The organism is Streptomyces justiciae (assembly GCF_015163075.1).
GTDB classification, from domain to species: domain Bacteria; phylum Actinomycetota; class Actinomycetes; order Streptomycetales; family Streptomycetaceae; genus Streptomyces; species Streptomyces justiciae.
Genome location: NZ_JADDXU010000007.1, coordinates 347,786 through 372,255 on the forward strand (window position 1 = coordinate 347,786; position 24,470 = coordinate 372,255).

The 24,470-nt window shown below is 71.4% G+C and carries 21 protein-coding genes and 1 riboswitch; of the genes, 10 read left to right on the top strand and 11 right to left on the bottom strand.

Going from position 1 to position 24,470, the window contains the following annotated elements; genetic code table 11:
* Position 1 precedes the first annotated feature (1 nt).
* On the bottom strand, positions 2–853 hold the full coding sequence (locus tag IQ210_RS21745; RefSeq protein ID WP_194080730.1) for a sulfurtransferase: 852 nt from the start codon (positions 851–853) through the stop codon (positions 2–4).
* A gap of 296 nt (positions 854–1,149) precedes the next feature.
* Here IQ210_RS21745 and IQ210_RS21750 point away from each other — a divergent pair, with 296 nt between their 5' ends.
* On the top strand, positions 1,150–1,929 hold the full coding sequence (locus IQ210_RS21750) for a VOC family protein (protein WP_194080731.1): 780 nt from the start codon (positions 1,150–1,152) through the stop codon (positions 1,927–1,929).
* Positions 1,930–1,934: 5 nt separating this feature from the next.
* Here the strand turns inward: IQ210_RS21750 and IQ210_RS21755 are convergent, their stop codons facing one another.
* From IQ210_RS21755 to IQ210_RS21770, 4 genes are read right to left on the bottom strand one after another with little or no spacing between them, the layout of a single operon-like run.
* Complete coding sequence (locus IQ210_RS21755) at positions 1,935–2,582, bottom strand: thymidine kinase (RefSeq protein WP_194080732.1); 648 nt, start codon at positions 2,580–2,582, stop codon at positions 1,935–1,937.
* 45 nt (positions 2,583–2,627) lie between these two features.
* Positions 2,628–3,821, bottom strand: coding sequence for an alkaline phosphatase family protein (locus IQ210_RS21760; protein ID WP_194080733.1), 1,194 nt, complete (start codon positions 3,819–3,821; stop codon positions 2,628–2,630).
* The gene (locus tag IQ210_RS21765; RefSeq protein ID WP_109495543.1) at positions 3,821–4,417 is read right to left on the bottom strand and encodes a DUF5998 family protein; all 597 of its coding nucleotides are present in this window, start codon (positions 4,415–4,417) and stop codon (positions 3,821–3,823) included. Before IQ210_RS21765 ends, IQ210_RS21760 begins: the two co-directional genes overlap by 1 nt.
* A gap of 43 nt (positions 4,418–4,460) precedes the next feature.
* Positions 4,461–7,271 (bottom strand): bifunctional acetate--CoA ligase family protein/GNAT family N-acetyltransferase, encoded by a 2,811-nt coding sequence (locus IQ210_RS21770; RefSeq protein ID WP_194080734.1) that lies wholly within the window; start codon positions 7,269–7,271, stop codon positions 4,461–4,463.
* Between the two features lie 199 nt (positions 7,272–7,470).
* On the opposite strand from IQ210_RS21770, the gene IQ210_RS21775 reads away from it, so the two are divergent.
* Positions 7,471–7,752, top strand: coding sequence for an HPr family phosphocarrier protein (locus IQ210_RS21775; protein ID WP_079309245.1), 282 nt, complete (start codon positions 7,471–7,473; stop codon positions 7,750–7,752).
* 137 nt (positions 7,753–7,889) lie between these two features.
* Here IQ210_RS21775 and IQ210_RS21780 read toward each other — a convergent pair whose 3' ends face one another.
* From IQ210_RS21780 to IQ210_RS21795, 4 genes are all read right to left on the bottom strand, one after another.
* Entirely contained in the window at positions 7,890–8,585 is a 696-nt protein-coding gene (locus IQ210_RS21780) for a GntR family transcriptional regulator (RefSeq protein WP_194080735.1), read from the bottom strand.
* A gap of 207 nt (positions 8,586–8,792) precedes the next feature.
* Entirely contained in the window at positions 8,793–9,557 is a 765-nt protein-coding gene (locus IQ210_RS21785; protein ID WP_194080736.1) for a M23 family metallopeptidase, read from the bottom strand.
* 12 nt (positions 9,558–9,569) lie between these two features.
* Positions 9,570–9,733, bottom strand: a riboswitch (cyclic di-AMP (ydaO/yuaA leader).
* Between the two features lie 203 nt (positions 9,734–9,936).
* A complete protein-coding gene (locus IQ210_RS21790; protein WP_194080737.1) occupies positions 9,937–11,325 on the bottom strand; it encodes a M16 family metallopeptidase in 1,389 nt (462 codons plus the stop codon).
* The gene (locus IQ210_RS21795) at positions 11,322–12,716 is read right to left on the bottom strand and encodes a M16 family metallopeptidase (RefSeq protein ID WP_194080839.1); all 1,395 of its coding nucleotides are present in this window, start codon (positions 12,714–12,716) and stop codon (positions 11,322–11,324) included. Before IQ210_RS21795 ends, IQ210_RS21790 begins: the two co-directional genes overlap by 4 nt.
* Before the next feature lie 317 nt (positions 12,717–13,033).
* Between IQ210_RS21795 and IQ210_RS21800 the strand changes: the two genes are divergently transcribed.
* A complete protein-coding gene (locus tag IQ210_RS21800; RefSeq protein ID WP_194080738.1) occupies positions 13,034–15,490 on the top strand; it encodes a DNA gyrase/topoisomerase IV subunit A in 2,457 nt (818 codons plus the stop codon).
* On the opposite strand, the gene IQ210_RS21805 is transcribed toward IQ210_RS21800, so the two are convergent.
* Positions 15,487–16,554 (bottom strand): CobW family GTP-binding protein, encoded by a 1,068-nt coding sequence (locus IQ210_RS21805; RefSeq protein ID WP_228048115.1) that lies wholly within the window; start codon positions 16,552–16,554, stop codon positions 15,487–15,489. The two genes, IQ210_RS21800 and IQ210_RS21805, sit on opposite strands and share 4 nt — an antisense overlap.
* A 354-nt stretch (positions 16,555–16,908) precedes the next feature.
* Here IQ210_RS21805 and IQ210_RS21810 point away from each other — a divergent pair, with 354 nt between their 5' ends.
* From IQ210_RS21810 to IQ210_RS21820, 3 genes are all read left to right on the top strand, one after another.
* The gene (locus IQ210_RS21810; protein ID WP_265584705.1) at positions 16,909–17,433 is read left to right on the top strand and encodes a DUF6082 family protein; all 525 of its coding nucleotides are present in this window, start codon (positions 16,909–16,911) and stop codon (positions 17,431–17,433) included.
* 268 nt (positions 17,434–17,701) lie between these two features.
* Positions 17,702–17,941 (top strand): hypothetical protein, encoded by a 240-nt coding sequence (locus tag IQ210_RS21815; RefSeq protein ID WP_256779652.1) that lies wholly within the window; start codon positions 17,702–17,704, stop codon positions 17,939–17,941.
* 156 nt (positions 17,942–18,097) lie between these two features.
* The gene (locus IQ210_RS21820; RefSeq protein ID WP_194080741.1) at positions 18,098–18,340 is read left to right on the top strand and encodes a hypothetical protein; all 243 of its coding nucleotides are present in this window, start codon (positions 18,098–18,100) and stop codon (positions 18,338–18,340) included.
* A 69-nt stretch (positions 18,341–18,409) separates the two neighbouring features.
* Here IQ210_RS21820 and IQ210_RS21825 read toward each other — a convergent pair whose 3' ends face one another.
* On the bottom strand, positions 18,410–19,576 hold the full coding sequence (locus IQ210_RS21825) for a citrate synthase/methylcitrate synthase (protein WP_194080742.1): 1,167 nt from the start codon (positions 19,574–19,576) through the stop codon (positions 18,410–18,412).
* Between the two features lie 98 nt (positions 19,577–19,674).
* Here IQ210_RS21825 and IQ210_RS21830 point away from each other — a divergent pair, with 98 nt between their 5' ends.
* The 4 genes from IQ210_RS21830 (at position 19,675) to IQ210_RS21845 (ending at position 24,409) form a co-directional block, all read left to right on the top strand.
* Positions 19,675–20,934 carry a citrate synthase gene (locus tag IQ210_RS21830; RefSeq protein ID WP_194080743.1) on the top strand — a complete coding sequence of 420 codons (1,260 nt, stop codon included), beginning with the start codon at positions 19,675–19,677 and terminating at the stop codon, positions 20,932–20,934.
* 54 nt (positions 20,935–20,988) lie between these two features.
* On the top strand, positions 20,989–21,933 hold the full coding sequence (locus tag IQ210_RS21835) for a sucrase ferredoxin (protein ID WP_194080744.1): 945 nt from the start codon (positions 20,989–20,991) through the stop codon (positions 21,931–21,933).
* A gap of 131 nt (positions 21,934–22,064) precedes the next feature.
* Positions 22,065–23,729, top strand: coding sequence for an ATP-binding protein (locus IQ210_RS21840; protein WP_456115062.1), 1,665 nt, complete (start codon positions 22,065–22,067; stop codon positions 23,727–23,729).
* Complete coding sequence (locus IQ210_RS21845; protein ID WP_194080841.1) at positions 23,729–24,409, top strand: response regulator; 681 nt, start codon at positions 23,729–23,731, stop codon at positions 24,407–24,409. The genes IQ210_RS21840 and IQ210_RS21845 overlap by 1 nt, the downstream gene beginning before the upstream one ends.
* Positions 24,410–24,470 lie beyond the last annotated feature (61 nt).

Sequence of the window (24,470 nt, forward strand, 5' to 3'; positions counted from 1 at the left end):
GCTACTGCGGGTCCGGACCCACGGCGACCGGCCGCGACGGATCCGACGACCACTCCGACCAGGAGCCCACGTACAGCGCGGCCGGGATGCCCGCGACCGCCAGCGCCAGCACCTCGTGCGCCCCGGAGACACCGGAACCGCAGTACACGCCCACGGGGGCGTCGTCGGAGACGCCGAGGGCCTTGAAGCGGGCGTGCAGTTCCTCGGCGGGCAGGAAGCGGCCGTCGGCGGCGACGTTCTCGGTCGTGGGCGCGGACACGGCGCCCGGGATGTGGCCGCCGACCCGGTCGATCGGCTCGACCTCGCCCCGGTACCGCTCCCCCGCGCGGGCGTCGAACAGGACCCCGGAACGGGCCAGAGCCGCGGCCCCGTCGGCGTCGAGGAGTTCCACCGCGCCCGGCCGCGGCACGAAGTCACCCTCCGCCGGAGTCGGCTCGGCCGTCTCCAACGGCCCCTCCCAGGACGGCAACCCGCCGTCGAGGACCCGCACGTCCGGGTGACCCGTCCAGCGCAGCATCCACCACGCGCGGGCCGCCGCCCAGCCCTGTCCGCCGTCGTACACGATCACCGGCGTCCCGGCCGAGACGCCCGCCCTGCGCATCGCGGCGCCGAAGTCGGCGACCTCGGGAAGCGGGTGCCGGCCGCGCGCGCCGGGGGCCGCGGCGAGCTCCCGGTCCAGGTCAACGAAGACCGCGCCCGGAATGTGCCCGGCCGCGTAGGCGGCGTGACCGTCGAAGGGCGGCTCGCCGGCCGCCTTGGCCATGCTCAGCTGCCAGCGGACATCGAGGACCACCGGCGGGTTCGAGCCGGTCAAGTCGCTCGCGAGTTCGGATGCGGAGATGATGGCGTTCATGGCCACCATCCTTGCGCACGGGGTGGCCGCATCGTCCATGTCCGGCTACTCTGCTCGGCCGGGCAAGCCCGATCACGAGGCGTACGGGATCGGGCACATGCTGTACAGCCGATCGACATCCGTCAGCAATCGCGCAGAAAAGGACGGGTAACCGCACACCGGGCATTCTGCGGGAAGGGCGGAGAGCGCAGCGGCGCGCCCGAGGGCGCGGCACCACGGGTGGTGCGAGCATCGGCACGGGGTTCCGGAGCACGGCGGCGACACGGCTGCCGCGAGGGGTCGAGGAGAGAGTGACGATGACCGAGGCACGGGGGTCGGCCGGCCCGAACGGCACGCCCTGCTGGGTGAGTCTGATGGTGCACGGGCTGACCACGACCCAGGAGTTCTACGGCGAGCTGTTCGGCTGGGAGTTCCAACCGGGCCCGCAGCAGCTGGGCCCGTACGTGCGCGCCCTGCTGGACGGCCGGGAAGTGGCGGGAATCGGCCAACTTCCTCCCGACCGTCATCTGCCCATCGCCTGGACGCCGTACCTCGCGTCGGACGACGTGGACCTGACGGCGGAGACAGTACGGCTGTGCGGCGGCACGGTGGGCGTGGGCCCGCTGGACGCCGGCGACGCCGGGCGCCTCGCGATCGGCTCCGACCCCGCGGGCGCGGTCTTCGGCGTGTGGCAGGCGGGCGTGCACCGCGGCACCGGCATCTCCGGCGTCCCCGGCACCCCGGCCTGGCACGAACTGCTCACCTTCGAGACGGCGAGCGTCGCCAAGTTCTACGAAACGGTCTTCGGCTACGACGAGGAGCCGGTGGTCTCCGCCGACTTCGACTACGTCACCCTCCAGCTCGCCGGGCACCCGGTCGCCGGCATCCACGGCGTCGGCACCTCGCTGCCCCGCGACCGGGGCCCGCACTGGATGACGTACTTCCAGGTGTCCGACGCGGACGAGACCCTGAGCCTCGTCACGTCCCTGGGCGGCCATGTCCTGAAGCACCCGCACGACACCCCGCACGGCCGCGTCGCGACGGTGTCCGACCCGGAGGGGGCGCGGTTCTCGGTGGTGGAGGCCGACCGTCCCTAGGCTCCCTAGGCGGAGTTTACCGGCAGCACGTCCGGTGACAGCGCCGCCGCTCTCGCCGTTGCCGATGTCATGCGGCGGCGATGATGGCGGCGGCACAGGACCTCGTAGCCGATGGCTTCTGCCTGATTGACGTCGCCCACGACCACCTGGGCGCCTTCCACGACCATCTCGCCGCCTATCGTGCGGGCGTTGTGTGTGGCGCGGGCGCCGCACCAGCAGAGGGCCTCGACCTGGAGGACCTCGACGCGGTCGGCCAGTTCGACGAGGCGCTGGGAGCCGGGGAAGAGCTTGGAGCGGAAGTCCGTGGTGATGCCGAAGGCGTAGACGTCCAGGCCCAGGTCGTCGACCACGCGGGCCAGTTGGTCGATCTGTTCCGGTGCCAGGAACTGGGCCTCGTCGGCGATGACGTAGTCCGCGCGGCCGCCCTGGGAGAGGTGGTCGACGAGGTAGGCGTACAGGTCCTGGCCGTCCTCGACCTCGACCGCGTCCGTCACCAGGCCCAGGCGGGAGGAGAGCTTGCCCTCGCCCGCGCGGTCGTCGCGCGTGAAGATCATGCCCTGCAGGCCGCGCGCGGAACGGTTGTGCTCGATCTGGAGAGCCAGCGTCGACTTCCCGCAGTCCATCGTTCCGGAGAAGAACACCAGCTCGGGCATGGGGAGTTGAGGACCTTTCGGCAACAGGGGTGAGAAGAGGGAGGTTCAGGAGCGTACTTCGAGCAGCGGGACCAGCTGCTCGGCGGGGGTCATCGAACCGTGGTTGCCGACCATCGCCGACTCCTTCGGCTCCCGCTCGGACGCGATGATCAGGACGTCGTCCCGCGCGGCCGCGACCACGTCGCCGAGGCGCGCGTACACCCGCTCGTCGATGTGCGGGCCGAACCAGCCCGCAGCGATCGCCTCGTCCCGTGAGGCCACCCAGAACTGCTCGCCGAGCACCTCGCGCCAGCAGGTCAGGACGTCGTTCGCGGCGCCGGGGACGGCGTAGACATGGCGGGCGCGGCCCTCGCCGCCGAGCAGGGTGACCCCGGCCCGCAGCTCCCAGTCCTCGTCGAAGTCGATGCGGTGCTGCTCGTCGAAGGGGATGTCGACCATGCCGTGGTCGGCGGTGACGTAGAGCGCGCTGTTGGGCGGGAGTTGTTCCGCGAGGCGCTGCACCAGGCGGTCTACGTGCATGAGCTGGCCGCGCCAGGTGTCGGAGTCGACGCCGAAGCGGTGGCCCGCGCCGTCGAGTTCGGCGTAGTACGTGTAGACCAGCGCACGGTCGGCGGCGGCCAGTTGCTCGGCCGCGACGTCCATACGGTCCTCGCCGGACAGGCGGCCCAGGAACTTGCCGCCGCTCAGCGCCACCTTGGTCAGCGGGGTGTTCTCGAAGGTCGGCGACGACACCTGCGCGGCGTGCACCCCGGCGTCATGGGCGAGCTGGAAGACCGTGGGATACGGCTGCCACGCGCGCGGCTGCGTCCACGGCTGCCAGCGCAGCTGGTTCATCAGCTCGCCGGTGTCCGGGTTGCGCACGGTGTAGCCGGGCAGTCCGTGGGCGCCGGGCGGGAGGCCCGTTCCGACGGAGGCCAGGGACGTCGCGGTGGTCGCCGGGTAGCCGGCGGTCAGCGGGCGGCCGGTGCCGCCGCGGGAGCTGCCGAGGAGCGAGGTCATGAAGGGCGCGTCCTCGGGGTGCGCCCGCAGCTGCTCCCAGCCGAGGCCGTCGATCAGGAACACGCAGTTCCGGTCGGCGGGGGCCAGCTCGGTGATCGTCGCGGTCGTCCCGGGCACGCCCATGCCCGCGGCCAGGGTGGGCAGGAGGTCGGCGAGGGAGCCGCTGCCGTACTGGGGAAGGGGCGCGGAGTCTACGGCCAGTGGTTCCGGGTGGGAGTCCCAGGCGGTGGGCTGCGCCATCAGCGGGTGATGTCCGCGGTCGCCTCGGAGAGGGACTGCGCGAAGGCGAGGGCCTGACGCACCGTCTCCGGGCCGTCCCCGGCCTCGCTGACGCGCAGGCTGAGGTCGTCCGCCGTCGAGTTGCCCGTGTAGCCGTGGTCCGCCTCGCAGTTGGGGTCGCCGCAGGCGGCGGGCTCCAGGTCGATGCGGGAGACGGCGCCCCAGCCGATGGTGAGGACGACCTCGCGGGGCAGGGTGCCCGGCTGGTACTGCTCCGGGTTGGCGACGACGCGGCTGAGCACGACCGACGAGATCCGGCCGAGCTTGACCGACTCGGTGGAGGTGGTGGCGTACGGCGTCGGGGACGTGTTGTCGGCGGCCTGCTCGTCGGTGTGGCTGACGATGAAGCGGTGCTCGGTGAGGACGAGCACGGTCACATGCCGGCGGACCTCGTTCTGGTCGAACGTCGTCTCCTGGTGGACCAGGTACGACCGGATGGGCTCGCCGCCCACGGCGGCCTCCACCGCCTCGGCCACGAGGGCCGGGTAGTAGCCGCTGCGCTCGATCGCCGCGCGCAGCCCCTGGGTCGTCGTACTGGTCTTGGCCATGACGTCCATCCTACGGGGGTGCACTGACTGCGAGGCACCGCTCACGGAGGTCTCAGTACGCCGGGAGCGTCCGCGGGCCCAGGTCGTCGCGGGCGGGAGGGGGCGCCAGCCGGACGGACGCGCCGAGGACGCTCAGGCCGTGCGGGGCGACGACGACCGGCTCCAGGGTGACCGCGACGACCTCGGGGTGGTCGTCGACGAGCCGGGACACCCTGAGCAGCAGCTCTTCGAGAGCGGCGGTGTCGACGGGTGCCGAGCCGCGCCAGCCGAACAGGAGCGGCGCCGTCCGGATGGACCGGACCAGGGTGGCGGCCTCCCGGTCGGTGACCGGGATCAGCCGGTGCGCGGTGTCGCCGAGCAGCTGGGAGGCGGCTCCGGCGAGCCCGAAGGAGAGCACGGCACCGGCCGCGGGGTCGATGACGGCCCGTACGACGGTGTCCACGCCGCGCGGGGCCATCCCCTGCACGACCGGCCGCAGCTCGTCGGGCGAACCGAACAGCTCGGTCAACTCGGCGTAGGCATGCCGCAGTTGGCCCTCGTCGGCGAGGTCGAGCCGTACGCCGCCCAGGTCGGCGCGGTGGCGCAGGTGCGGGGCGGTGGCCTTGAGGGCGACGGGGTAGCCGAGGGTGCGCGCGGCAGCGGCCGCGTCGTCGGGGGTGGGCGCGGCGAGGGCGCGGTGGACGGGGATGCCGTACTTGCCGAGGAGGTCGCAAGTCGCGTCGGCGCCGAGCGTGAGGCCCTGCCCGCGCGTGAGGAGGCCGTCGATGAGCTGGGCGGCGCCCTTCTCGTCGATGTTCTCGAACTCGGGCACCTTGCCGGGTGCGGCGGCCTCGCGCTGCCACTGGGCGTACTTCACGGCTTCGCCGAGGGCTCGGACCGCGCGTTCGGCGGCGGGGTAGGCGGGGATGAGGCGGGGGCCGGCGCCGGAGGTCTCCTCGGGGTCCTTGGCGGCGAGGCGGTCCAGGGCGCGGAAGGGGTGGGTGGCGCTCGGTGTCGCGGCCTGCGGTGCCGTGCTGGTGGCGGCCGACAGGGCCTCGGCCAGTCCGCCGAGCTCGACGTGGACGACGAGGACGGGCTTGCCGGGCACCCGTTCGGCCGCCGACCGCAGCGCCTCCGCGAGGGCGGCGTCACCGGCGGCGCCCTCCCCCACGGCCGGGATCGCGGTGACGACCACGGCGTCGCAGGTGTCGTCCGCCAACGCGCGCGCGAGCGCGGCATGGAAGTCCTGCGCCGAGGCGGCCGTCGTCAGGTCCAGCGGGGGCAGCGGCCTGAGTCCCTCGGACAGGCAGGCGTCGTAGGTGAGCAGTCCCAGCGACTCGGAGTTGCCGAGGATCGCCACGCGCGGGCCGCGCGGCAGGGGCTGGCGGGCGAGCAGCAGGCCGGTGTCGACCAGCTCGGTGATGGTGTTCACGCGGATCACGCCGGCCTGCCTCAGCAGCGCGGACACCGTCGCGTGCGGCAGCCGGGTGGCCCGTACGGCGTGCCCTTGCGGGGCGGAGCCGGCGCCCTGGACGACGACGAGCGGCTTCGCGGCGGCCGTACGGCGGGCGAGGCGGGTGAACTTGCGGGGGTTGCCGATGGACTCCAGGTACATGAGGACGACGTCGGTGTCCGGGTCGTCGTACCAGTACTGGAGGACGTCGTTGCCGGAGACGTCCGCGCGGTTGCCGGAGGAGACGAAGGTGGAGACGCCTGTCACGCCGGTGACGCCGCCGCCGCGCCGGTGCAGGCGGGAGAGCAGGGCGATGCCGATGGCGCCGGACTGGGCGAAGAGGCCGATGCGGCCGGGGCGGGGCGTCTCGTTGGCCAGGGAGGCGTTCAGCCGTACGTCCGGGTTGGTGTTGATGACGCCGAAGGCGTTGGGGCCGATGATCCGCATACCGTACGCGCGCGCGTGCCGGACGAGTTCGCGCTGGCGCTCGCGCCCGTCGGGGCCGCTCTCGGCGTACCCGGCGGAGATCACGACGAGGCCCTGCACGCCGTGTTCGCCGCACTCGGCGACGACCTTGGGGACGTGCTCGGCGGGCACGGCGACGACGGCGAGGTCGACGGGGCCCTCGATGTCGCGTACGGAGCGGTGCGCCGGGACGCCGTCGATCTCCTTGTCGGTGAAGGCCTTGTTCACGGCGTACAGGCGGCCGGTGAAACCGGCCTCCCGGATGTTGTCGAGGATGCTGCGGCCCACCCCGCCGGGGGTGCGGCCGACGCCGACGACGGCGACCGAGCCGGGCTTGAGGAGCCGCTCCACGGACCGCCCCTCCGCGCGCTGTTCGCGCGCGTACTGCACGGCCATCGAGCGGTCGGTGGGCTCCAGGTCGAACTCCAGGCGTACGACGCCGTCCTCGAAGCTGCGCTTCTGGGTGTACCCGGCGTCCGTGAACACCTTGATCATCTTGTTGTTGGCGGGCAGCACCTCGGCGGCGAAGCGGCGGATGCCGCGCTCGCGGGCGACCGCGCCGATGTGTTCGAGGAGGGCGGAGGCGACGCCGCGTCCCTGGTGGGCGTCCTGGACGAGGAAGGCGACCTCGGCCTCGTCGGAAGGGGCGGACGCGGGCATTCCGTCGGCGCCGATGCGGTCGTAGCGTACGGTGGCGATGAACTCGCCGCCGACTGTGGCGGCGAGACCCACCCGGTCCACAAAGTCGTGGTGCGTGAAGCGGTGGACGTCCTTGGCGGACAGACGAGGGTAGGGCGCGAAGAAGCGGTAGTACTTCGACTCGTCCGAGACCTGCTCGTAGAAGCTGACCAGGCGATCGGCGTCATCAACGGTGATGGGGCGGATGCGCGCGGTGCCGCCGTCGCGCAGCACCACGTCGGCCTCCCAGTGGGCGGGGTACTCGTGCCGGTCCGACGAGGTCTGCATGGGCCCCAGAGTACGGCTCGCGTACGACAACGGCGCGAGGCAGTCTGTGGAGAGCGCAAGAGGATCGCAAGAGGACGGAAGTCGGACCGAGGCCGCGGTCCGACGACCCACCCCGGACGGGACGAACGACCCGATCCGGAGACACTTCACGTGTGGGAAACTGGTCTAGACAACCCTGAACACCGAAGGGCAGCATCACATGGCTGAGCGCCGCGTCAACGTCGGCTGGGCCGAGGGCCTCCACGCCCGCCCCGCTTCCATCTTCGTCCGGGCCGCCACGGCCTCCGGTATCCCCGTGACGATCGCCAAGGCCGACGGCAACCCCGTCAACGCGGCCTCCATGCTGGCGGTCCTGGGCCTCGGCGCCCAGGGCGGCGAGGAGATCGTCCTCGCGTCGGACGCCGAGGGCGCGGACGCCGCCCTCGACCGTCTGGCGAAGCTGGTCTCCGAGGGGCTCGAGGAGCTTCCCGAGACCGTCTGATTCATCGGCGCCGGCTGAATCACGGCACCACTGAAGGGCTCGTCCGAGTTTATCGGGCGGGCCCTTTCCATTTCCCTCTCGCGGGCAGCAGAAATTCCTCCCCGCGAATTACTTCTTCTTTGTATACGGCCCTCGTGTTAATGCCGCAGGCTCGGCATGTTTACGGGATGTTGCGAGTTCCTCACACGCTCGGGCCGATCTCCCGCGGCGCGGAATCGAAGGCGGTGCGCCGCGGTCGAGCGCTCGGTGTGCAGCGCGGTGACCGCACGCGCGCGTTCCGCGTCCCCGCGCGCCACGGCGTCGACGATCGCGCCGTGCTCCGCCCAGGACTCCGCGGGGTTGGCGGGCGCCTCCACGGAGTACATCCAGGAGATCTTGTGGCGCAGCTGGGTCAGCATCGAGGTCAGCGCGGGGCTGCCGGAGGCCTGGGCGAGCGTCTCGTGGAACCAGCCGCCCAGGGAGCGCAGATCCTCGCTGTTGCCGCGCCTGGCCCGCTCCTGACCCAGCCTGACCAGGCCGCGCAGGACCTTCAGGTGTGCCTCGGTGCGCCGCTGGGCGGCCCGGGAGGCGCCGAGCGGCTCCAGGAGCATCCGCATCTCCAGCAGGTCGGCGGCCTCCTGCTCGGTCGGTTCGGCGACGCACGCGCCCGCGTGCCGCCGCGTCACCACGAAGCCCTCGGCCTCCAGGGTGCGCAGGGCCTCCCGGACGGGGACGCGGGAGACGCCGTAGCGGCGGGCCAGGAGTTCCTCGGTGAGGCGGCTGCCGCGCTCGTGGACACCGGAGACGATGTCGTCCCTGATCGCGGTGCATACCGAGTGCGCCGGAATACGCATGACCGACCTCCGCTTTAATCCCCGTGAAACGTCGACGATTGACGTGTGTTCAGTGACTCTATTGCAAGGAACGGGAATTTCCGATGGCGGGCCGGAATCCATGGATATTTTTTGGACAGCGGGGTGGCGAAAACGGCGAAACCCCGGCTCGGTGAGCCGGGGTTCCGGGAGATCCTGCGGTCCGTCGTCAGACGTTCACACCGTGCCTCAGACGTTCACACCGTGCGAGCGCAGGTAGGCGACGGGGTCGATGTCCGAGCCGTACTCGGGAGTCGTCCGGGCCTCGAAGTGCAGGTGCGGGCCGGTGACGTTGCCGGTCGCGCCGGACAGGCCGATCTGCTGGCCCGGGGTGACCGTCTGGCCGACCGAGACACCGATGGACGACAGGTGGCCGTACTGGGTGTACGTGCCGTCGTTCATCTTGATCACGACGTTGTTGCCGTACGACCCGCCCCAGCCGGCCTCGACGACGGTGCCGGAGCCGACCGCGTGGACGGAGGTGCCGCTGGCGGCGTGGAAGTCGACGCCGGTGTGGCTGCCGGAGGACCAGACGGCGCCGCCGGCCTTGTAGCCGGTGGAGATGTACGAGCCCGAGATCGGGGCGACGTAGGTGTTGAGGCGCTTGCGCTCGGCGGCCGCGCGGGCGGCGCGCTCCTTGGCCTCGCGCTCCTTCTTGGCCTTGGCGGCGGCCTTCTTGCGGGCCAGCTCCTCGGCCTTCTTCTGGGCGGCTTCCTCGGCGGCCTGCTCCTGGGCGGCGGCCTGGGCGTCGATCTGGTCGGCGACCGAGTCGCCGATGGTGACGACCGGGATGAGGCCGGTCTGCTCGACCGCGGGCTCCGCGGCGAGGGCCGGGGCGGCGAGGGTGCCGATGACGCCGGTGGTGGTGAGGGCCGCGACCCCCGCCGCGCGGGCGGTGCCGCGCTTCATCCGGCTCGGGGCACGGTGCTTCCCGGTGGGGCGCGTGAACGCCATGTGGAGGCTGGTCCTTTCCTTCCCTCTCGCCTACCGGGTTAGCTGACGGGTTCGGAGCAGGAAGGTCTCCTACGGACCCCCTCGCTGCACGCGCGGGCGTCCGATTCACCCCAGGGACTACGTGGGTCCCCGGCTCCCCTGGCTCGCGCCGTACGGGGACTCGGCGATGACTGTCCGGTGCCGCGGGCGCGGCGCACTGCCTGACGGACAGCCCGGACGACGCTAAGCGGGGCCACTTTCAATTCCCAAACGGATCAGGCAGTTTGTAGCGCATCCCACAGGGCAAACAGGCAACCTGTCTTCAATTCATTCCTTATTCGGACATTAAGGGGCCCTGGTGACGCTTCAGTCACCAGGGCCCCTTCACGCGCGCGTGCTTCTACTCGGCTGTCACCACGGTGACTTCACCGATGCCGAGGGCCTCCACGGGCTCCTTGATGGCGGCCGCGTCGCCGACCAGGATCGTCACCAGACGGTCCACCGGGAAGGCGTTGACGGCCGCCGCGGTGGCCTCGACGGTGCCGGTCGCGGCGAGCTGCCGGTACAGCGTGGCCTGGTAGTCGTCGGGCAGGTACTGCTCGACCTGGTCGGCCAGCGTGCTCGCCACGGCCGCCGCCGTCTCGTACTTGAGCGGGGCGACGCCGACGAGGTTCTGCACCGCGACGTCGCGCTCGGCGTCGGTGAGCCCCTCCGCGGCGAGGGTGCGCAGCACCGTCCACAGGTCGTCCAGCGCGGGACCGGTGTTCGGGGTGTCGACGGAGCCGCTGATGGCGAGCATCGCGGCACCGGTGCCGTCCGGGGCGGACCTCAGGACCTGCCCGAAGGCCCGTACGCCGTAGGTGTAGCCCTTCTCCTCGCGCAGGACGCGGTCCAGGCGGGAGGTGAGGGTGCCGCCGAGGCAGTACGTGCCGAGCACCTGCGCGGGCCACACGCGGTCGTGCCGGTCGGCGCCGATACGGCCGATCAGCAGCTGCGTCTGGACGGCGCCGGGGCGGTCCACGATGACGACCCGGCCGGTGTCGTCGGCGCTGATGGCGGGCACCGGGCGCGGCTCGGCCGCGGAGCCGGTCCAGGAGCCGAGGGTGTCGCCGAGCAGCCCGTCCAGGTCGACGTCCGTGAGGTCGCCGACGACCACGACGGTGCCGGTGGCGGGGCGGACGTGCCTCTCGTAGAAGGCGCGCACGGCCGCCGAGTCGATGTTCCGGACGGTGTCCTCGGTGCCCTGGCGGGGGCGCGACATGCGCAGGTCCGCCGGGAACAGCGTCCGGGAGAGCTCCTTGGCGGCCCGGCGCGAGGGGTTGGCCAGCTCGTGCGGGATCTCGTCGAGGCGGTTGGTGACCAGGCGCTCGACCTCGTCGTCCGCGAACGCGGGCGCCCTGAGGGCGTCGGCGAGCAGCCCGAGTGCCTTGGGCAGCCGGGAGACGGGGACTTCGAGGCTCAGGCGGACGCCGGGGTGGTCGGCGTGCGCGTCGAGGGTGGCGCCGCAGCGCTCCAGCTCGGCGGCGAACTCCTCGGCGGAGTGCTTGTCGGTGCCCTCGGAGAACGCGCGCGCCATGATCGTGGCGACGCCGTCCAGACCCGCCGGTTCAGCGTCCAGGGGGGCGTCGAGGAGGACCTCGACGGCGACGACCTGCTGGCCGGGGCGGTGGCAGCGCAGCACGGTGAGGCCGTTGTGGAGCGTCCCGCGCGTGGGGGCCGGGAACGCCCAGGGCTTGGCCTCGCCCGCCTGGGGCTGGGGGTGGAATTCCATCGTGGCGAGCTCGGTCACTTGGCCGCCTCCTCGTTCTTGTCGCCGGCTTCGACGGTGGCTTCGGCCTCGGGGTCCTCGGGCGGGTCCGCGTCCTCGGCGGGCTCTCCCGCTACGGGTTCGTAGACGAGCACCGCGCGGTTGTCGGGGCGCAGGCGGGCCTTGGCGACCGCCTGGACCTCCTCGGCGGTCACCTCCAGGACGCGGTTGACGGCGGTGAGCGCGAGCTGCGGGTCGCCGAACAGGACGGCGTAGCGGCACAGTTCGTCGGCGCGGCCCGCGACGGTGCCGAGCCGGTCCAGCCACTCGCGCTCCAACTGGGCCTGGGCGCGCTCCATTTCCTCGGCCGTGGGGCCCTCCGCGGCGAACCGGGCGAGCTCCTCGTCGATCGCGGTCTCGATGACCGGCACCTCGACGTCACCGGACGTCTTCACGTCCAGCCAGCCCAGGGAGGGCGCTCCGGCCAGCCGCAGCAGCCCGAAGCCGGCCGCGACGGCCGTACGGTCGCGGCGCACGAGCCGGTTGTAGAGGCGGGAGGACTCACCGCCGCCGAGGACGGTGAGCGCCAGGTCGGCGGCGTCGGCCTCGCGCGTGCCGTCGTGCGGCAGCCGGTAGGCGGCCATCAACGCGCGCGCGGGGACCTCCTCCTCGACGACCTCGCGCAGCTGCTCGCCGATGACCTCGGGCAGCGAGCCGTCGCGCGGGGCGGGCTTGCCGTCGTGGGAGGCGATGGAGCCGAAGTACTTCTCCACCCAGGCGAGCGTCTGCTCGGGGTCGATGTCACCGACGACCGACAGGACCGCGTTGTTGGGCGCGTAGTACGTCCGGAAGAACGCTCGGGCGTCCTCCAGGGTGGCCGCGTCCAGGTCGGCCATCGAGCCGATCGGGGTGTGGTGGTAGGGGTGGCCCTCCGGGTAGGCGAGGGCGGTGAGCTTCTCGAACGCCGTGCCGTAGGGAACGTTGTCGTAGCGCTGGCGGCGCTCGTTCTTCACCACGTCCCGCTGGTTCTCCATCGACTCGTCGTCGAGGGCGGCCAGCAGGGAACCCATGCGGTCGGCCTCCAGCCAGAGCGCGAGCTCCAACTGGTGGGCGGGCATGGTCTCGAAGTAGTTGGTCCGCTCGAAGCTGGTGGTGCCGTTGAGCGAGCCGCCCGCGCCCTGCACCAGCTCGAAGTGGCCGTTGCCCTTGACCTGGCCGGAGCCCTGGAACATCAGATGCTCGAAGAGGTGAGCCAGACCGGTGCGCCCCTTGACCTCGTGGCGCGAGCCGACGTCATACCAGAGGCACACCGCCGCGACCGGGGTCAGGTGGTCCTCGGAGAGCACCACGCGCAGCCCATTGGCCAGGCGGTGCTCCGTTGCTGTCAGGCCTCCGGTGCCTGCCTGGTCTGTGGCCGTGTGACCCATGGGCATGTACGTCCCTTCGATCGCGGTGCGGTTGCCGTAACCGCGTTTTTCTGCCGGTCCTGCCACTGTATGCAAGCGTGTGGGACACCGGTGGAGTTCCCGGTGGTCGTACGCCGACAGCGAGATCCCGTAGCCTGCGGACGGGCCGCCGTGCGGCGCGGGTGAACCACCGGCGGGAGAGCTGACGTCGGGTCGTCGTCCGCGTTGTCAGTGCCGGGGTCCACAATGGTCCGCGTCAGATCCCGTTCACGCTTGAGCAAGAGTGAGCCGAAGGGACGCGAGCGACCCGTAGGCGAGCGACCAGAAAAGAGGAGCCGGCAGCGATGGCCCGCCGCAGCACGAAGACCCCGCCGCCCGACGACTCGTACGAGGAGAAGATCCTCGACATCGACGTCGTCGACGAGATGCAGGGCTCCTTCCTCGAGTACGCGTACTCGGTCATCTACTCCCGAGCCCTGCCGGACGCCCGCGACGGCCTCAAGCCGGTGCACCGGCGCATCGTCTACCAGATGAACGAGATGGGGCTGCGCCCCGACCGCGGCTATGTGAAGTGCGCCCGCGTCGTCGGCGAGGTCATGGGTAAGTTGCACCCGCACGGCGACTCGTCGATCTACGACGCCCTGGTGCGCATGGCCCAGCCCTTCTCGATGCGCGTCCCCCTGGTCGACGGCCACGGCAACTTCGGCTCGCTGGGCAACGACGACCCGCCGGCCGCCATGCGGTACACCGAGTGCCGGCAGGCGCAGGCGACGAGCCTGATGACCGAGTCGATCGACGAGGACACGGTCGACTTCGCGCCGAACTACGACGGCCAGGAGCAGGAGCCGGTGGCCCTGCCCGCCGCGTTCCCGAACCTGCTGGTCAACGGCTCGTCGGGCATCGCGGTCGGTATGGCCACGAACATGCCGCCGCACAACCTCTCCGAGGTCATCGCGGCCGCCCGCCACCTGATCCGCTACCCGAACGCGGATCTGGACACCCTGATGAAGCACGTCCCCGGCCCCGACCTGCCCACGGGCGGCCGGATCGTCGGCCTCTCCGGCATCCGGGACGCGTACGAGACGGGCCGAGGCACCTTCAAGATCCGGGCGACGGTCTCGGTGGAGACGGTGACGGCCCGCCGTAAGGGCCTGGTCATCACCGAGCTGCCCTTCACGGTCGGCCCGGAGAAGGTCATCGCCAAGATCAAGGACCTGGTCGGCTCGAAGAAGATCCAGGGCATCGCCGACGTCAAGGACCTCACCGACCGTGCGCACGGCCTGCGTCTGGTCATCGAGATCAAGAACGGCTTCGTGCCGGAGGCGGTCCTGGAGCAGCTCTACAAGCTGACGCCGATGGAGGAGTCCTTCGGCATCAACAACGTGGCGCTGGTCGACGGCCAGCCGCTGACGCTGGGCCTGAAGGAGCTCCTGGAGGTCTACCTCGACCACCGCTTCGAGGTCGTCCGCCGCCGCAGCGAGTTCCGCCGCACCAAGCGCCGCGACCGCCTCCACCTGGTCGAGGGCCTGCTGACGGCGCTGCTGGACATCGACGAGGTCATCCGCCTCATCCGGCAGAGCGAGAACTCCGCGCAGGCCAAGGAGCGCCTGATGGAGCGCTTCTCCCTGTCGGAGATCCAGACGCAGTACATCCTGGACACGCCGCTGCGCCGCCTCACCAAGTTCGACCGCATCGAGCTGGAGTCCGAGAAGGACCGGCTCAACACGGAGATCGAGGAGCTGACCGCGATCCTCGACTCGGACGCGGAGCTGCGCAAGCTGGTCTCCGCCGAACTGGCCGCGGTGGCCAAGAAGTTCGGCACCGACCGGCGTACGGTCCTGCTCGAGTCGGCGGGCGCCCCCGCGGCCGCGGTGCCGCTCCAGGTGGCGGACGACCCGTGCCGGGTGCTGCTGTCCTCGACGGGCCTGCTGGCGCGTACGGCCAACGGCGAGCCGTTCCCGGCGGACGCCGACGGCAAGCGCGTCAAGCACGACGTGATCGTCTCGGCGGTCCCGGCGACCGCGCGCGGCGAGATCGGCGCGGTGACGTCGGAGGGCCGCCTGCTGCGGATCAACGTCGTGGACCTGCCGCAGCTGCCGGAGACGGCGTCGGCGCCGAACCTCGCCGGAGGCGCCCCGCTGTCGGAGTTCGTGTCGTTGAACGACGGCGAGACGGTGGTCTGCCTGATCACCCTCGACGAGTCGTCGCCCGGCCTGGCGCTCGGCACGGAACAGGGCGTCGTGAAGCGTGTCGTCCCCGACTACCCCTCGAACAAGGAGGAGTTGGAGGTCATCACGCTCAAGGACGGCGACCGGATCGTCGGCGCGGTGGAACTCCGTACGGGCGACGAGGATCTGGTCTTCATCACGGACGACGCCCAGCTGCTCCGCTACCAGGCCGCGCAGGTCCGCCCGCAGGGCCGTCCGGCGGGCGGCATGGCGGGCATCAAGCTCGCGGACGGCGCGAAGGTCATCTCCTTCACGGCGGTGGACCCGGCGGCGGACGCGGTGGTGTTCACGGTCGCGGGCTCGCGCGGCACGCTGGACGACTCGGTCCAGACGACGGCCAAGCTGACCCCGTTCGACCAGTACCCGCGCAAGGGCCGCGCGACCGGTGGCGTCCGCTGCCAGCGCTTCCTGAAGGGCGAGGACTGCCTGTCCTTCGCCTGGGCGGGCGCCGTCCCGGCGAAGGCGGCCCAGAAGAACGGCACCCCGGCCGACCTCCCGGAGATGGACCCGCGCCGTGACGGTTCGGGTGTGTCGCTGGCGAAGACGGTGTCGGTGGTGGCGGGGCCGGTCTAGAGCTCGGGATCCCGCAGGTCGTCTTCGGGATTCTGTACGTACCGCAGGACGCCCCACATACCGTGCTCGTCGGCGGTGTGCGGGGCGTCGCTCTTGCCCGCCTCCAGCTCCTTGCCGAGGGCGGGGGCGTCGATGCCGGAGCCGATGAGGACGAGCTGGGTGAGCCGGGGATCGCTCGCCCACGGCTCGGGATAGAACCGCAGGAACCGGCCGACGGCGTGCACGGCATACCGGTTGCGAACGTCGTACGCCCCGAAGTCGACGTACCCCTTGATCCGGTACAGCCCCGCGGGCCGGCTGTCGAGGAACTGCATCAACCGGCGCGGGTCGAGCGGCACTTCGGAGACGAAGGAGAGGCTGTCGTAGGCGGTGTGCAGATGACCGGAGTGCCCTTCTGCGTCATGTCCGTGATGGAGGTCGTCGAAGGACAGCTGCCCGATGCGCTCCTCGCTCGGCTTGCAGTCGAACAGGAACTCGGGGTCGATGCGCCCGTAGACGGCGGGTACGACGACGCTGGCGCGGTCGACGAGACCGTGGACCAGCCCTAGAACCCGGTCCCGGTCGCCGGCCCGGTCGAGCTTGTTGACGACGACGAGGTCTGCGAGGGCGAGGTGCCGGTCGAGCTCCGGGTGCTTGGCGCGGGTGTCGTCGAACTCGGCGGCGTCGACGACCTCGACGAGCCCGCCGTAGACGATGCCGGGATGCTCGCTGGCGAGCAGCATGCGCACGAGTTCCTGCGGCTCGGCGAGCCCGCTGGCCTCGATGACGATGACGTCGATGCCGGTGTCGGGCCGGGCGAGGCGCTCGAGGTAGCTGTCGAGCTCACTGGCGTCGACGGCACAGCACAGGCAGCCGTTGCCGAGGGAGACGGTGGAGTCCCCCAGCGCACCCGCAACCGCCATCGCGTCGATCTCGATGGCCCCGAAGTCGTTGACGATCGCGCCGATGCGGCTGCCGCCGCTGCGGTGGAGGAGGTGGTTGAGGAGCGTGGTCTTGCCGGAACCCAGGAATCCGGCGAGGACGACGACCGGGATCTGCCGCTGACCGGGGCTCGGCTGACGCAACGTGCGACCTCTTTCGCGCTGGTACGCGCGCCGGATCGCGGCTCCGGCGCATGTACGAGGTTTGAATGCCGGACCAGGATACGAGCCGGAAGAATCACTGCGAAGTGAACGATTGTTAGCAGCACTTGCGGGGCAGACGTTGGGCATGGCGCCGGTTCGTGCGACCCTCGCTTCCTTCCGTGCGCCTCCTCTCCGCCTCCCTGCCGACCAGAGCCGCTCGGCACCCTGGGAGACGGCAAGCGCCGCCCTCCGCTCGCCGGTCCCCAACAGTCGACCCGCACCCCGACGACCGGCGGACGGCCGCCTGATTCGGGGGTTGACATGGCCACACAGAATTTTGGGATACGGAGGCTGATGGCTGTCGCCTCGGCCGGGGTCGGGCTGGCGGCGGGCGCCGCCGTCTCCTTGGCCGCACAGCGGCCCACGCTCAGCGCCTTGCGCACGCGCGTGGAGCTTCTGGAACAGGCCGCCCAGACGCAGCACCAGACCAACTTCGCCTACCAGCAGCGCCAGCACTGGGAGTTGCTGAGCAAGGCCATGGACGATCCTGACCTGGCCGAGGTGCTGGACGCCTACAACGGCACGGTCCCGCCGAGGAAGCAGCGGCAGTTCCTCTTCGCCAACGCCCTTTACACCAATGCGCTCTGTTACTACCGCATGGGCAACATCACCCGCGACGAGTTCTTCGGGTTCGCACGGAGCATGCTCCAGAACCCGGTCTTCCGTGAGTACTGGTACGCCACCCGCCCGCACCGGGCCACGCTGATCGACACATCCGACGAAGCCAAGCTCGGACGCATGGTTGACGACCTTCTGGCTCAGTTGGAGGAGGCGGACGGCGACGAGTGGTGGGTCGTCGGAGAACCGCCGAGCGAGTAGGGCGTTTCCACCACCCCCGGCGCGCGTGGACGTCCGGTGCTCCATCCCCTTGTGCACATCACACGGTTGGGCGGTAACAAAGCAGTAAACCGTCGCGTTGCCTCAGGTGCCAACAAGGTTGACTACTGCGCATCTTGCGGAACGGGCCTACCCCCGCCGTACCACCGTCCACGCTGCTGGTTGTCGAGGCCGTGACCCCACCCGGGCCGCATCACAACGCGCAGCACAAGTGCGCACCTGCCTCGACATCAGAAGGAATGCCAGAACAGTGAGCCAGATCATCCGTCGGATTGGTACCCCGCCCAGCGCAAGGGGAAGCGCCACCGGTGCCAATTGCCCCGATATCTTCGAGCTCTCCGACGGAAGGTTCGCTGTCATCGGCACGGACATCACCGACGAACTCGACGCCCAGCTCCCTTCCGACGCGTCCAGAGCCGACTACGAGCGCATCGTCGTGGTCACCCGCGAGACTCTCATCCACGCCAAGGCTGACATCCCTGACGCATAGTCGCCGGGGGCAGTCCCCTCCCCCGGCGCGCTCACTTGCTCCGTCAGCCTGTCTTCGTTTGCCCTCGACAGTCCCAGTGCCCTGCGGTTCCCTCCGCAGGGCACCTCGGGGCGGCAACAGCCTGACCGCAAGGTCCCACACGAAAGGCCGACATCCATGCGAACGACCGTCGTTCGCCGTATCGGCGACTCGCCCCGTCAGCGGGGCAGCATGTCCGGACAGTCCTGCCCCGACATCTTCGAGCTCAGTGACGGCAGTTTCGCCGTCGTCGGCAGAGAGGCCACGGCCGAACTCGACGCCGAGCTGCCACCGGACGCCTCGCGAGCGGACCACGAACGCATCGTCGTCATCACACGCGAAACCCTGATCGCGGCCAAGAAGGACATCCCCGACGCCTGACCTCGCGCTCAGGCCGTCAGCGGGCTCGGCATCGTGCGGTGCCGAGCCCCGCGCAGGCGCACGCGACCGTCACACCGTCGTCGGCACCGCCACCGGCGCCCCCGGCCCCACATACCGCGCCACCGGACGGATGATCTTCGAGTCCTCCGCCTGTTCCAGGACGTTGGCGCTCCACCCCACCACCCGCCCCGCCGCGAACGTCGGGGTGAACATCTCGCGCGGCAATCCGCACAGCTCCATGACCACGCCCGCGTAGAACTCGACGTTGGTGTGGAGTTCGCGGCCGGGCTTCAGCTCGGACAGGATCGCTTCGACCTGTCGCTCCACCTCCACCGCGAAGGCGACGCGCGGACCGCCGAACCCCTGGGCGATCTCGCGCAGCATCCGGGAGCGGGGGTCCTCGGTGCGGTAGATCGCGTGGCCGAAGCCCATGATGCGCTCGCCCGCGAGGACGCGTTCACGGATCCAGGGGTCGATGCGGTCCGGGGTCCGGATCGCGTCCAGCGTGTCCAGCGCACGGCTGGGCGCACCGCCGTGCAGCGGCCCCGAAAGTGCCCCTACGGCGCCCACCAGGCAGGCCGCCGCGTCCGCACCCGTCGACGTGATGACCCGCGCCGTGAAGGTTGATGCATTGAAGCCGTGATCAATGGTTGAGATCAAGTATTGCTCGATCGCCCGAGCCTGTCGCGGTTCCGGCTCCGAACCCGTCAACATGTACAGGTAGTTGGCGGCGTACGAGAGATCCTCGCGCGGCTCGACCGGCTCCAGCCCCTTCCCCAGCCGGTGCAGTGCGGTCAGCAAGGTGGGCACCGCGGCGGCCGCCACGATCGTGTCCCTGCGGCGCTCGTCCGCGTCGATGTCGTACACCGGCCGGAAGCCCTTCGCCGCGCCCAGCAGCGACAGCGCCGTACGCATCCCGGCGAGCGGACCGGAGCTCACACCCGCGGCCGCGATGGCGGGCAGCGCCGCACGGACACCCTCCGGCAGCCGGCGCAGCGCCGCGGTCTCGGCGGCGAAGGCGGCGCTCCGCGCGGTGTCCGGCAGTTCGCCGTGGACCAGGAGATGCCAGACGTCCTCGAAGCTGCGGGTCTGCGCAAGCTCGACGGCCGAGTACTGGCGATAGTGATAGAAGCCCTCGAGCCCCCGGACGTCACCGATCTCGGTGTCGGTGACGACGACGCCCGCGAGTCCTCGCGGTACGTCGACGAGGGTGGCTGCGGCCCTGTTGACGGACATGTTTCCTCCCTGGACTTGATTCGACTGTCGATGATTGACTTGCTAGCTGTCAATATTGATTGAATCAATATGCAGTCCATACGGATACGGTGTGCCCCATGCGCGATCACGAACCCGCCCCCTCCCTCCACGGGGACCGGCGGCTGAGCACCAAAGAGGCCGCAGAGCTGCTGGGCGTGAAGCCCGAGACCGTGTACGCCTATGTCAGCCGCGGTCAGCTCAGCAGCCGACGCGTGCCCGGTGGCCGCGGCAGCACCTTCGACGCCAAGGAGGTGGAGACCCTCGCCCGGCGCAACAAGCGTGAGAGCAGCGGGAGTTCGGGATCCGGCGGCGAGCTGTCGGTGCGGACCCGCATCACGCTCATCGACGCGGACCGGTACTACTTCCGGGGCGTGGACGCGACGGAGCTGGCCGCACGCCACTCCTACGAGGAGATCGCCGAGTGGCTCTGGACGGGGCGGATGCGGCCCGGCACGACGTTCAGCGCCCCCGACGCCTCCGTCGCCGTCGCCCGCCGCGTCGTGGACGCCCTGCCCGAACACGCCTCGCCCACCGACCGGTTGCGGGTCGCGGCCATCGCCGCCGCGGCCGCGGACCCCCTGCGTTTCGACCTCTCCGAGGAGGCCGTACTGGGCACCGCGCGCATCCTCATCCCCACCCTGGTCGCCGCCCTGCCGCCGGTACGGACCGGCCACCGCGACGAGGGCTCGCTCGCCGAGCGGCTGTGGGCGCGGCTCAGCGCCCGCGCCGCCGACGAGGCCTCCCTGCGTGTCCTGGACACGGCCCTGGGTCTGCTCGTCGACCACGACCTCGCCGCCTCCACGCTCGCGGTGCGCGTCGCGGCCTCCGCCCGGGCGCACGCCTACGCGGCCGTCTCCGCCGGGCTCGGCGTGCTCGAAGGGCCGCTGCACGGCGCGGCCAGCGGGCTCGCCCACCGACTGCTGAACGACGTACTCGAACAGGGTGACGCCGGCCCCGTGATCGCGGACGAGCTGCGGGCCGGACGCCGTATCCCCGGACTCGGTCACCGGCTCTACCGCGGCGAAGACCCACGCGCGCGTGCCCTGTTCGCGCTGCTGGAGGAGATCCCCCGGGCCGAACCCGCCCTCCTCGCGGCCCGCGACGTCGTCGCCACCACGGCCCGCCACACCCCGCTGCACGCCAACGTCGACCTGGCGCTCGCGGTGCTCACCGCCTCCTCGGGGATGCCCGCCACGGCCGGCGAGACGATCTTCGCCGTCGCCCGGACGGCGGGCTGGATCGCGCACGCCCTGGAGGAGTACGGCGAGCGCCCGCTGCGCATGCGGCCGAGCGGGCTCTACGTCGGCGCCAAGCCTCCTCAGCCCCTCCCCGAGTAGCGCACCAGCGCGCCCGGAAGTCGCCGTCGGGCAAGTCAGGTTAGGCTCACCTCTGTGAGTACGTGCTCAACCGTCTCCCGGGACCTCGACGAGCCCATCGCGGGCACCGCGGCCACCGCCAGGACCTGGCTGCTCCTGGAACAGCCCGGCCCCTGGGGCGCCCACGCGCTCACGTCGAGCCATCTGGACCCCGTGCTGGGCCGCGCTCTGGAGAAGGCGGCGAAGGGCACGGGCGTCCGGGTCGCCCTCATCCGCCGCCCCGGGCGGCACGCCGACTGCGGTACGCCGTCCGCCCGCCAGGTGTACGTGTCCCACACCGCCCCCGGCAGCAGCTGGCTGCACAGCGCCACGATCCGCGACCCGCAGCGCCTGCTCGACCTGGACTTCGCCGCGCTCGGCGCCGGCGACCACCGCAGCTTCGACACCGTCCTCGACGGGCGCCCCCACACCGGTACCCCGCTCGCGCTCGTCTGCACCAACGGCAAGCGCGACCGCTGCTGCGCCCTCCTGGGGCGGCCGCTCGCCGCCGAACTGTCCGCCTCCGGGGTCGAGGGCGTCTGGGAGGTCACCCATCTGGGTGGACATCGCTTCTCGCCGACGCTGCTCGTCCTGCCGTACGGCTACGCGTACGGCCGCGTCGGGGCCCACGCCGTCAAGGAGATCCTGCACAGCGCCCAGGACGGCCGGATCGTCGTGGAGGGGTGCCGCGGGAGCTCGGCCTGGGAACGGCCGGGGCAGGCGGCCGAACTGGCCGTGCGTGCGGCGGCGGACGAGTACGCGGCGGACGCGCTGGCCGTCGTACGGACGGAGGGCGCGGCACCGCGCTGGGAGGTGACCGTCGCCCACGTGGACGGGCGCCGCTGGCGGGTCGTCGTGGCCCAGGGCGCGTCCCTGCCGCCCCGCGCGGAGAGCTGCGGGACGTCGGTGCTCGGCTCGCCCGCGCGGATGGACGTGGTGGCGGTGCGGGAGTTGACGCCACCCTCGGCGCTGGCGAGCTGAACCAGCCGAACAAGGTGGTCAAGGGCCTCGTCCACTGATCAAGTGGGTCATCCACCGATCATGTGCGTTGATCAAGAGATCCACGCCACACCCCTACGGCAGCCCGCACCCCTCCGCGTACCGTCATGGGTATGAGCCGCCCCACTCCCCCCGCACGACGCCTCCGCCTCGGGCTGCCGCGGCGGATGTTCTCGCAGGTGCTGCTGATGCAGCTCGCGATCGCCGCGGGAGTCACGGTGCTGGCGACCGGACTCTTCCTCGCACCGCTCAGCAACCAGCTGGACGACCAGGCCATGCGCCGGGCCCTCGCCATCGCGCAGACGACCGCCGAGCAGCCGCAGATCGCGAAGGACCTGCAGACCACCCCCTACTCGGTCGACGGGCCGGTGCAGAAGGAGGCCGAGCGGATCCGCAAGGCCACCAAGGCCGAGTACGTCGTGATCATGAACAAGGACGGCGTCCGCTGGTCGCACACCGACCCGAAGGAGATCGGCGGGAAGGTCTCGACCGACCCCGCGCGGGCGCTCGCGGGCGAACAGGTCATGGAGATCGACGAGGGCACCCTCGGCCGCTCGGCCCGCGGCAAGGTGCCCCTGCGCGACAGCGACGGGAACATCATCGGGGCGGTCTCGGTCGGCATCGCGTACGACAGCGTCCGGGCCCGTCTGATCCACGCCATCCCGGGTCTGCTCGCCTACGCCGGCGGCGCCCTGGCCGTCGGCGCGCTGGCCGCCTGGCTGATCTCCCGGCGGGTCCAGCGGCAGACTCGTGACCTGGCCTTCTCCGACATCTCGGCGCTGCTCGCGGAGCGCGAGGCGATGCTGCACGGCATCAGGGAGGGCGTCGTCGCCCTGGACCGCACCGGCCGCGTCCGGCTCCTCAACGACGAGGCACAGCGGCTGCTGGGCATCGGCGACGAGGCCGTGGGCCGCACCCCCGACGAGGCGCTCGGCGAGGGTCGTACGGCCGACGTGCTGGCCGGCCGGGTGACGGGCACCGACCTGCTCACCGTCCGCGGCCAGCGGGTCCTGATCGCCAACCGCATGCCCACCGACGACGGCGGCGCCGTCGCGACCCTGCGCGACCGCACGGAACTGGAACAGCTGGGCCGCGAACTCGACTCCACGCGCGGGCTGATCGACGCCCTGCGCGCCCAGGACCACGAGCACGCCAACCGCATGCACACACTCCTCGGGCTGCTCGAACTGGAGATGTACGACGACGCCGTGGAGTTCGTCGGAGAGGTGGTCGGCGACCATCGCGCCACCGCGGAGCAGGTCACCGAGAAGATCAAGGACCCGCTGCTCGCCGCCCTGCTGGTCGGCAAGGCGACCGTCGCGGCGGAGCGCGGGGTCGCCCTCTGGATCTCGGACCGCACACGGCTCCCGGACCGGCTGATCGACCCCAGGGGCATCGTCACGGTGGTCGGCAACCTGGTCGACAACGCGCTGGACGCCGTAGGAGGAAAGCCGCACGCGCGCGTGGAGGTCGAGTTGCGCGCCGAGGGCCGTACCGCCGTCCTCAGGGTGCGCGACACGGGGCCAGGCATTCCGGCGGAACAGCGTGAACTGGTCTTCACCGAAGGGTGGTCCACGAAGAAGCCGCCCGCGCACGGCAAGCGCGGCATCGGGCTCTCCCTGGTGCGGCGGCTGGCCGAACGGCAGGGTGGCAGCGCCACCGTGACCGAGGCCGACGGCGGGGGCGCGGAGTTCGTCGTCGTGTTGCCCGAGGCGCTGGCGGGTGACGATCTGGAGCCCGCGCTGACCGTTCCGGCCGCCCCCGAGGAGGAGTCGTGATGATCGAGGTCCTGGTCGTGGACGACGACACGCGGGTCGCGCGGGTCAACGCCGCCTACGTCGAGAAGGTGCCCGGATTCCATGTGGCGGGCGAGGCGCACAGCGCGGCGGAGGCGCTGCGCCAGGTGGAGCTGCTGCCCCGCGTCGACCTGGTCCTCATGGACCACTACCTGCCCGACGAGACGGGTCTGTCGGTCGTCCAGGAGATGCGGCGCCGCGGCCACCAGACCGACGTGATCATGGTGACGGCGGCCCGGGACATCACGACCGTGCAGGCCGCGATGCGCCACGGCGCGCTCCAGTACCTGGTCAAGCCGTTCGCCTTCGCGGGGCTGCGCGCCAAGCTGGAGGCGTACGCCGAGCTGCGCCGCACGCTCGACAGCGGCGGCGAGGCGGAACAGGCGGAGGTGGACCGCATCTTCGGCGCCCTGTCCACGCCGTCCGAGCCCGACCTGCCCAAGGGCCACTCCCCCACGACCGCGGAGCTCGTCCGGCAGTCCCTGATGAACGCCGAAGGGCCGCTGTCGGCCCAGGAGATCGCCGAGCGGACGGGGGTGAGCCGGCAGACCGCCCAGCGCTATCTGAAGCTTCTGGAGCGCACCGGACGGGCCCGGCTCACGCTCAAGTACGGCGACGCGGGCCGCCCGGAACACCGTTACGTGTGGGCGACCCGCGCCTGAGGGCACGGCCCGTGGGGGCGGGGGAAGGAACCGTGCCCTCCCTCTATACGGATGCCGGGGT

Excerpts from the sequence above, each read along its gene's own strand:
- IQ210_RS21745 (WP_194080730.1), bottom strand. The coding sequence starts at position 853 with ATGAACGCCATCATCTCCGCATCCGAACTCGCGAGCGACTTGACCGGC.
- IQ210_RS21750 (WP_194080731.1), top strand. The coding sequence starts at position 1,150 with ATGACCGAGGCACGGGGGTCGGCCGGCCCGAACGGCACGCCCTGCTGG.
- IQ210_RS21755 (WP_194080732.1), bottom strand. The coding sequence starts at position 2,582 with ATGCCCGAGCTGGTGTTCTTCTCCGGAACGATGGACTGCGGGAAGTCG.
- IQ210_RS21760 (WP_194080733.1), bottom strand. The coding sequence starts at position 3,821 with ATGGCGCAGCCCACCGCCTGGGACTCCCACCCGGAACCACTGGCCGTA.
- IQ210_RS21765 (WP_109495543.1), bottom strand. The coding sequence starts at position 4,417 with ATGGACGTCATGGCCAAGACCAGTACGACGACCCAGGGGCTGCGCGCG.
- IQ210_RS21770 (WP_194080734.1), bottom strand. The coding sequence starts at position 7,271 with ATGCAGACCTCGTCGGACCGGCACGAGTACCCCGCCCACTGGGAGGCC.
- IQ210_RS21775 (WP_079309245.1), top strand. The coding sequence starts at position 7,471 with ATGGCTGAGCGCCGCGTCAACGTCGGCTGGGCCGAGGGCCTCCACGCC.
- IQ210_RS21780 (WP_194080735.1), bottom strand. The coding sequence starts at position 8,585 with ATGCGTATTCCGGCGCACTCGGTATGCACCGCGATCAGGGACGACATC.
- IQ210_RS21785 (WP_194080736.1), bottom strand. The coding sequence starts at position 9,557 with ATGGCGTTCACGCGCCCCACCGGGAAGCACCGTGCCCCGAGCCGGATG.
- IQ210_RS21795 (WP_194080839.1), bottom strand. The coding sequence starts at position 12,716 with ATGCCCATGGGTCACACGGCCACAGACCAGGCAGGCACCGGAGGCCTG.
- IQ210_RS21800 (WP_194080738.1), top strand. The coding sequence starts at position 13,034 with ATGGCCCGCCGCAGCACGAAGACCCCGCCGCCCGACGACTCGTACGAG.
- IQ210_RS21810 (WP_265584705.1), top strand. The coding sequence starts at position 16,909 with ATGGCTGTCGCCTCGGCCGGGGTCGGGCTGGCGGCGGGCGCCGCCGTC.
- IQ210_RS21820 (WP_194080741.1), top strand. The coding sequence starts at position 18,098 with ATGCGAACGACCGTCGTTCGCCGTATCGGCGACTCGCCCCGTCAGCGG.
- IQ210_RS21825 (WP_194080742.1), bottom strand. The coding sequence starts at position 19,576 with ATGTCCGTCAACAGGGCCGCAGCCACCCTCGTCGACGTACCGCGAGGA.
- IQ210_RS21830 (WP_194080743.1), top strand. The coding sequence starts at position 19,675 with ATGCGCGATCACGAACCCGCCCCCTCCCTCCACGGGGACCGGCGGCTG.
- IQ210_RS21840 (WP_456115062.1), top strand. The coding sequence starts at position 22,065 with ATGAGCCGCCCCACTCCCCCCGCACGACGCCTCCGCCTCGGGCTGCCG.
- IQ210_RS21845 (WP_194080841.1), top strand. The coding sequence starts at position 23,729 with ATGATCGAGGTCCTGGTCGTGGACGACGACACGCGGGTCGCGCGGGTC.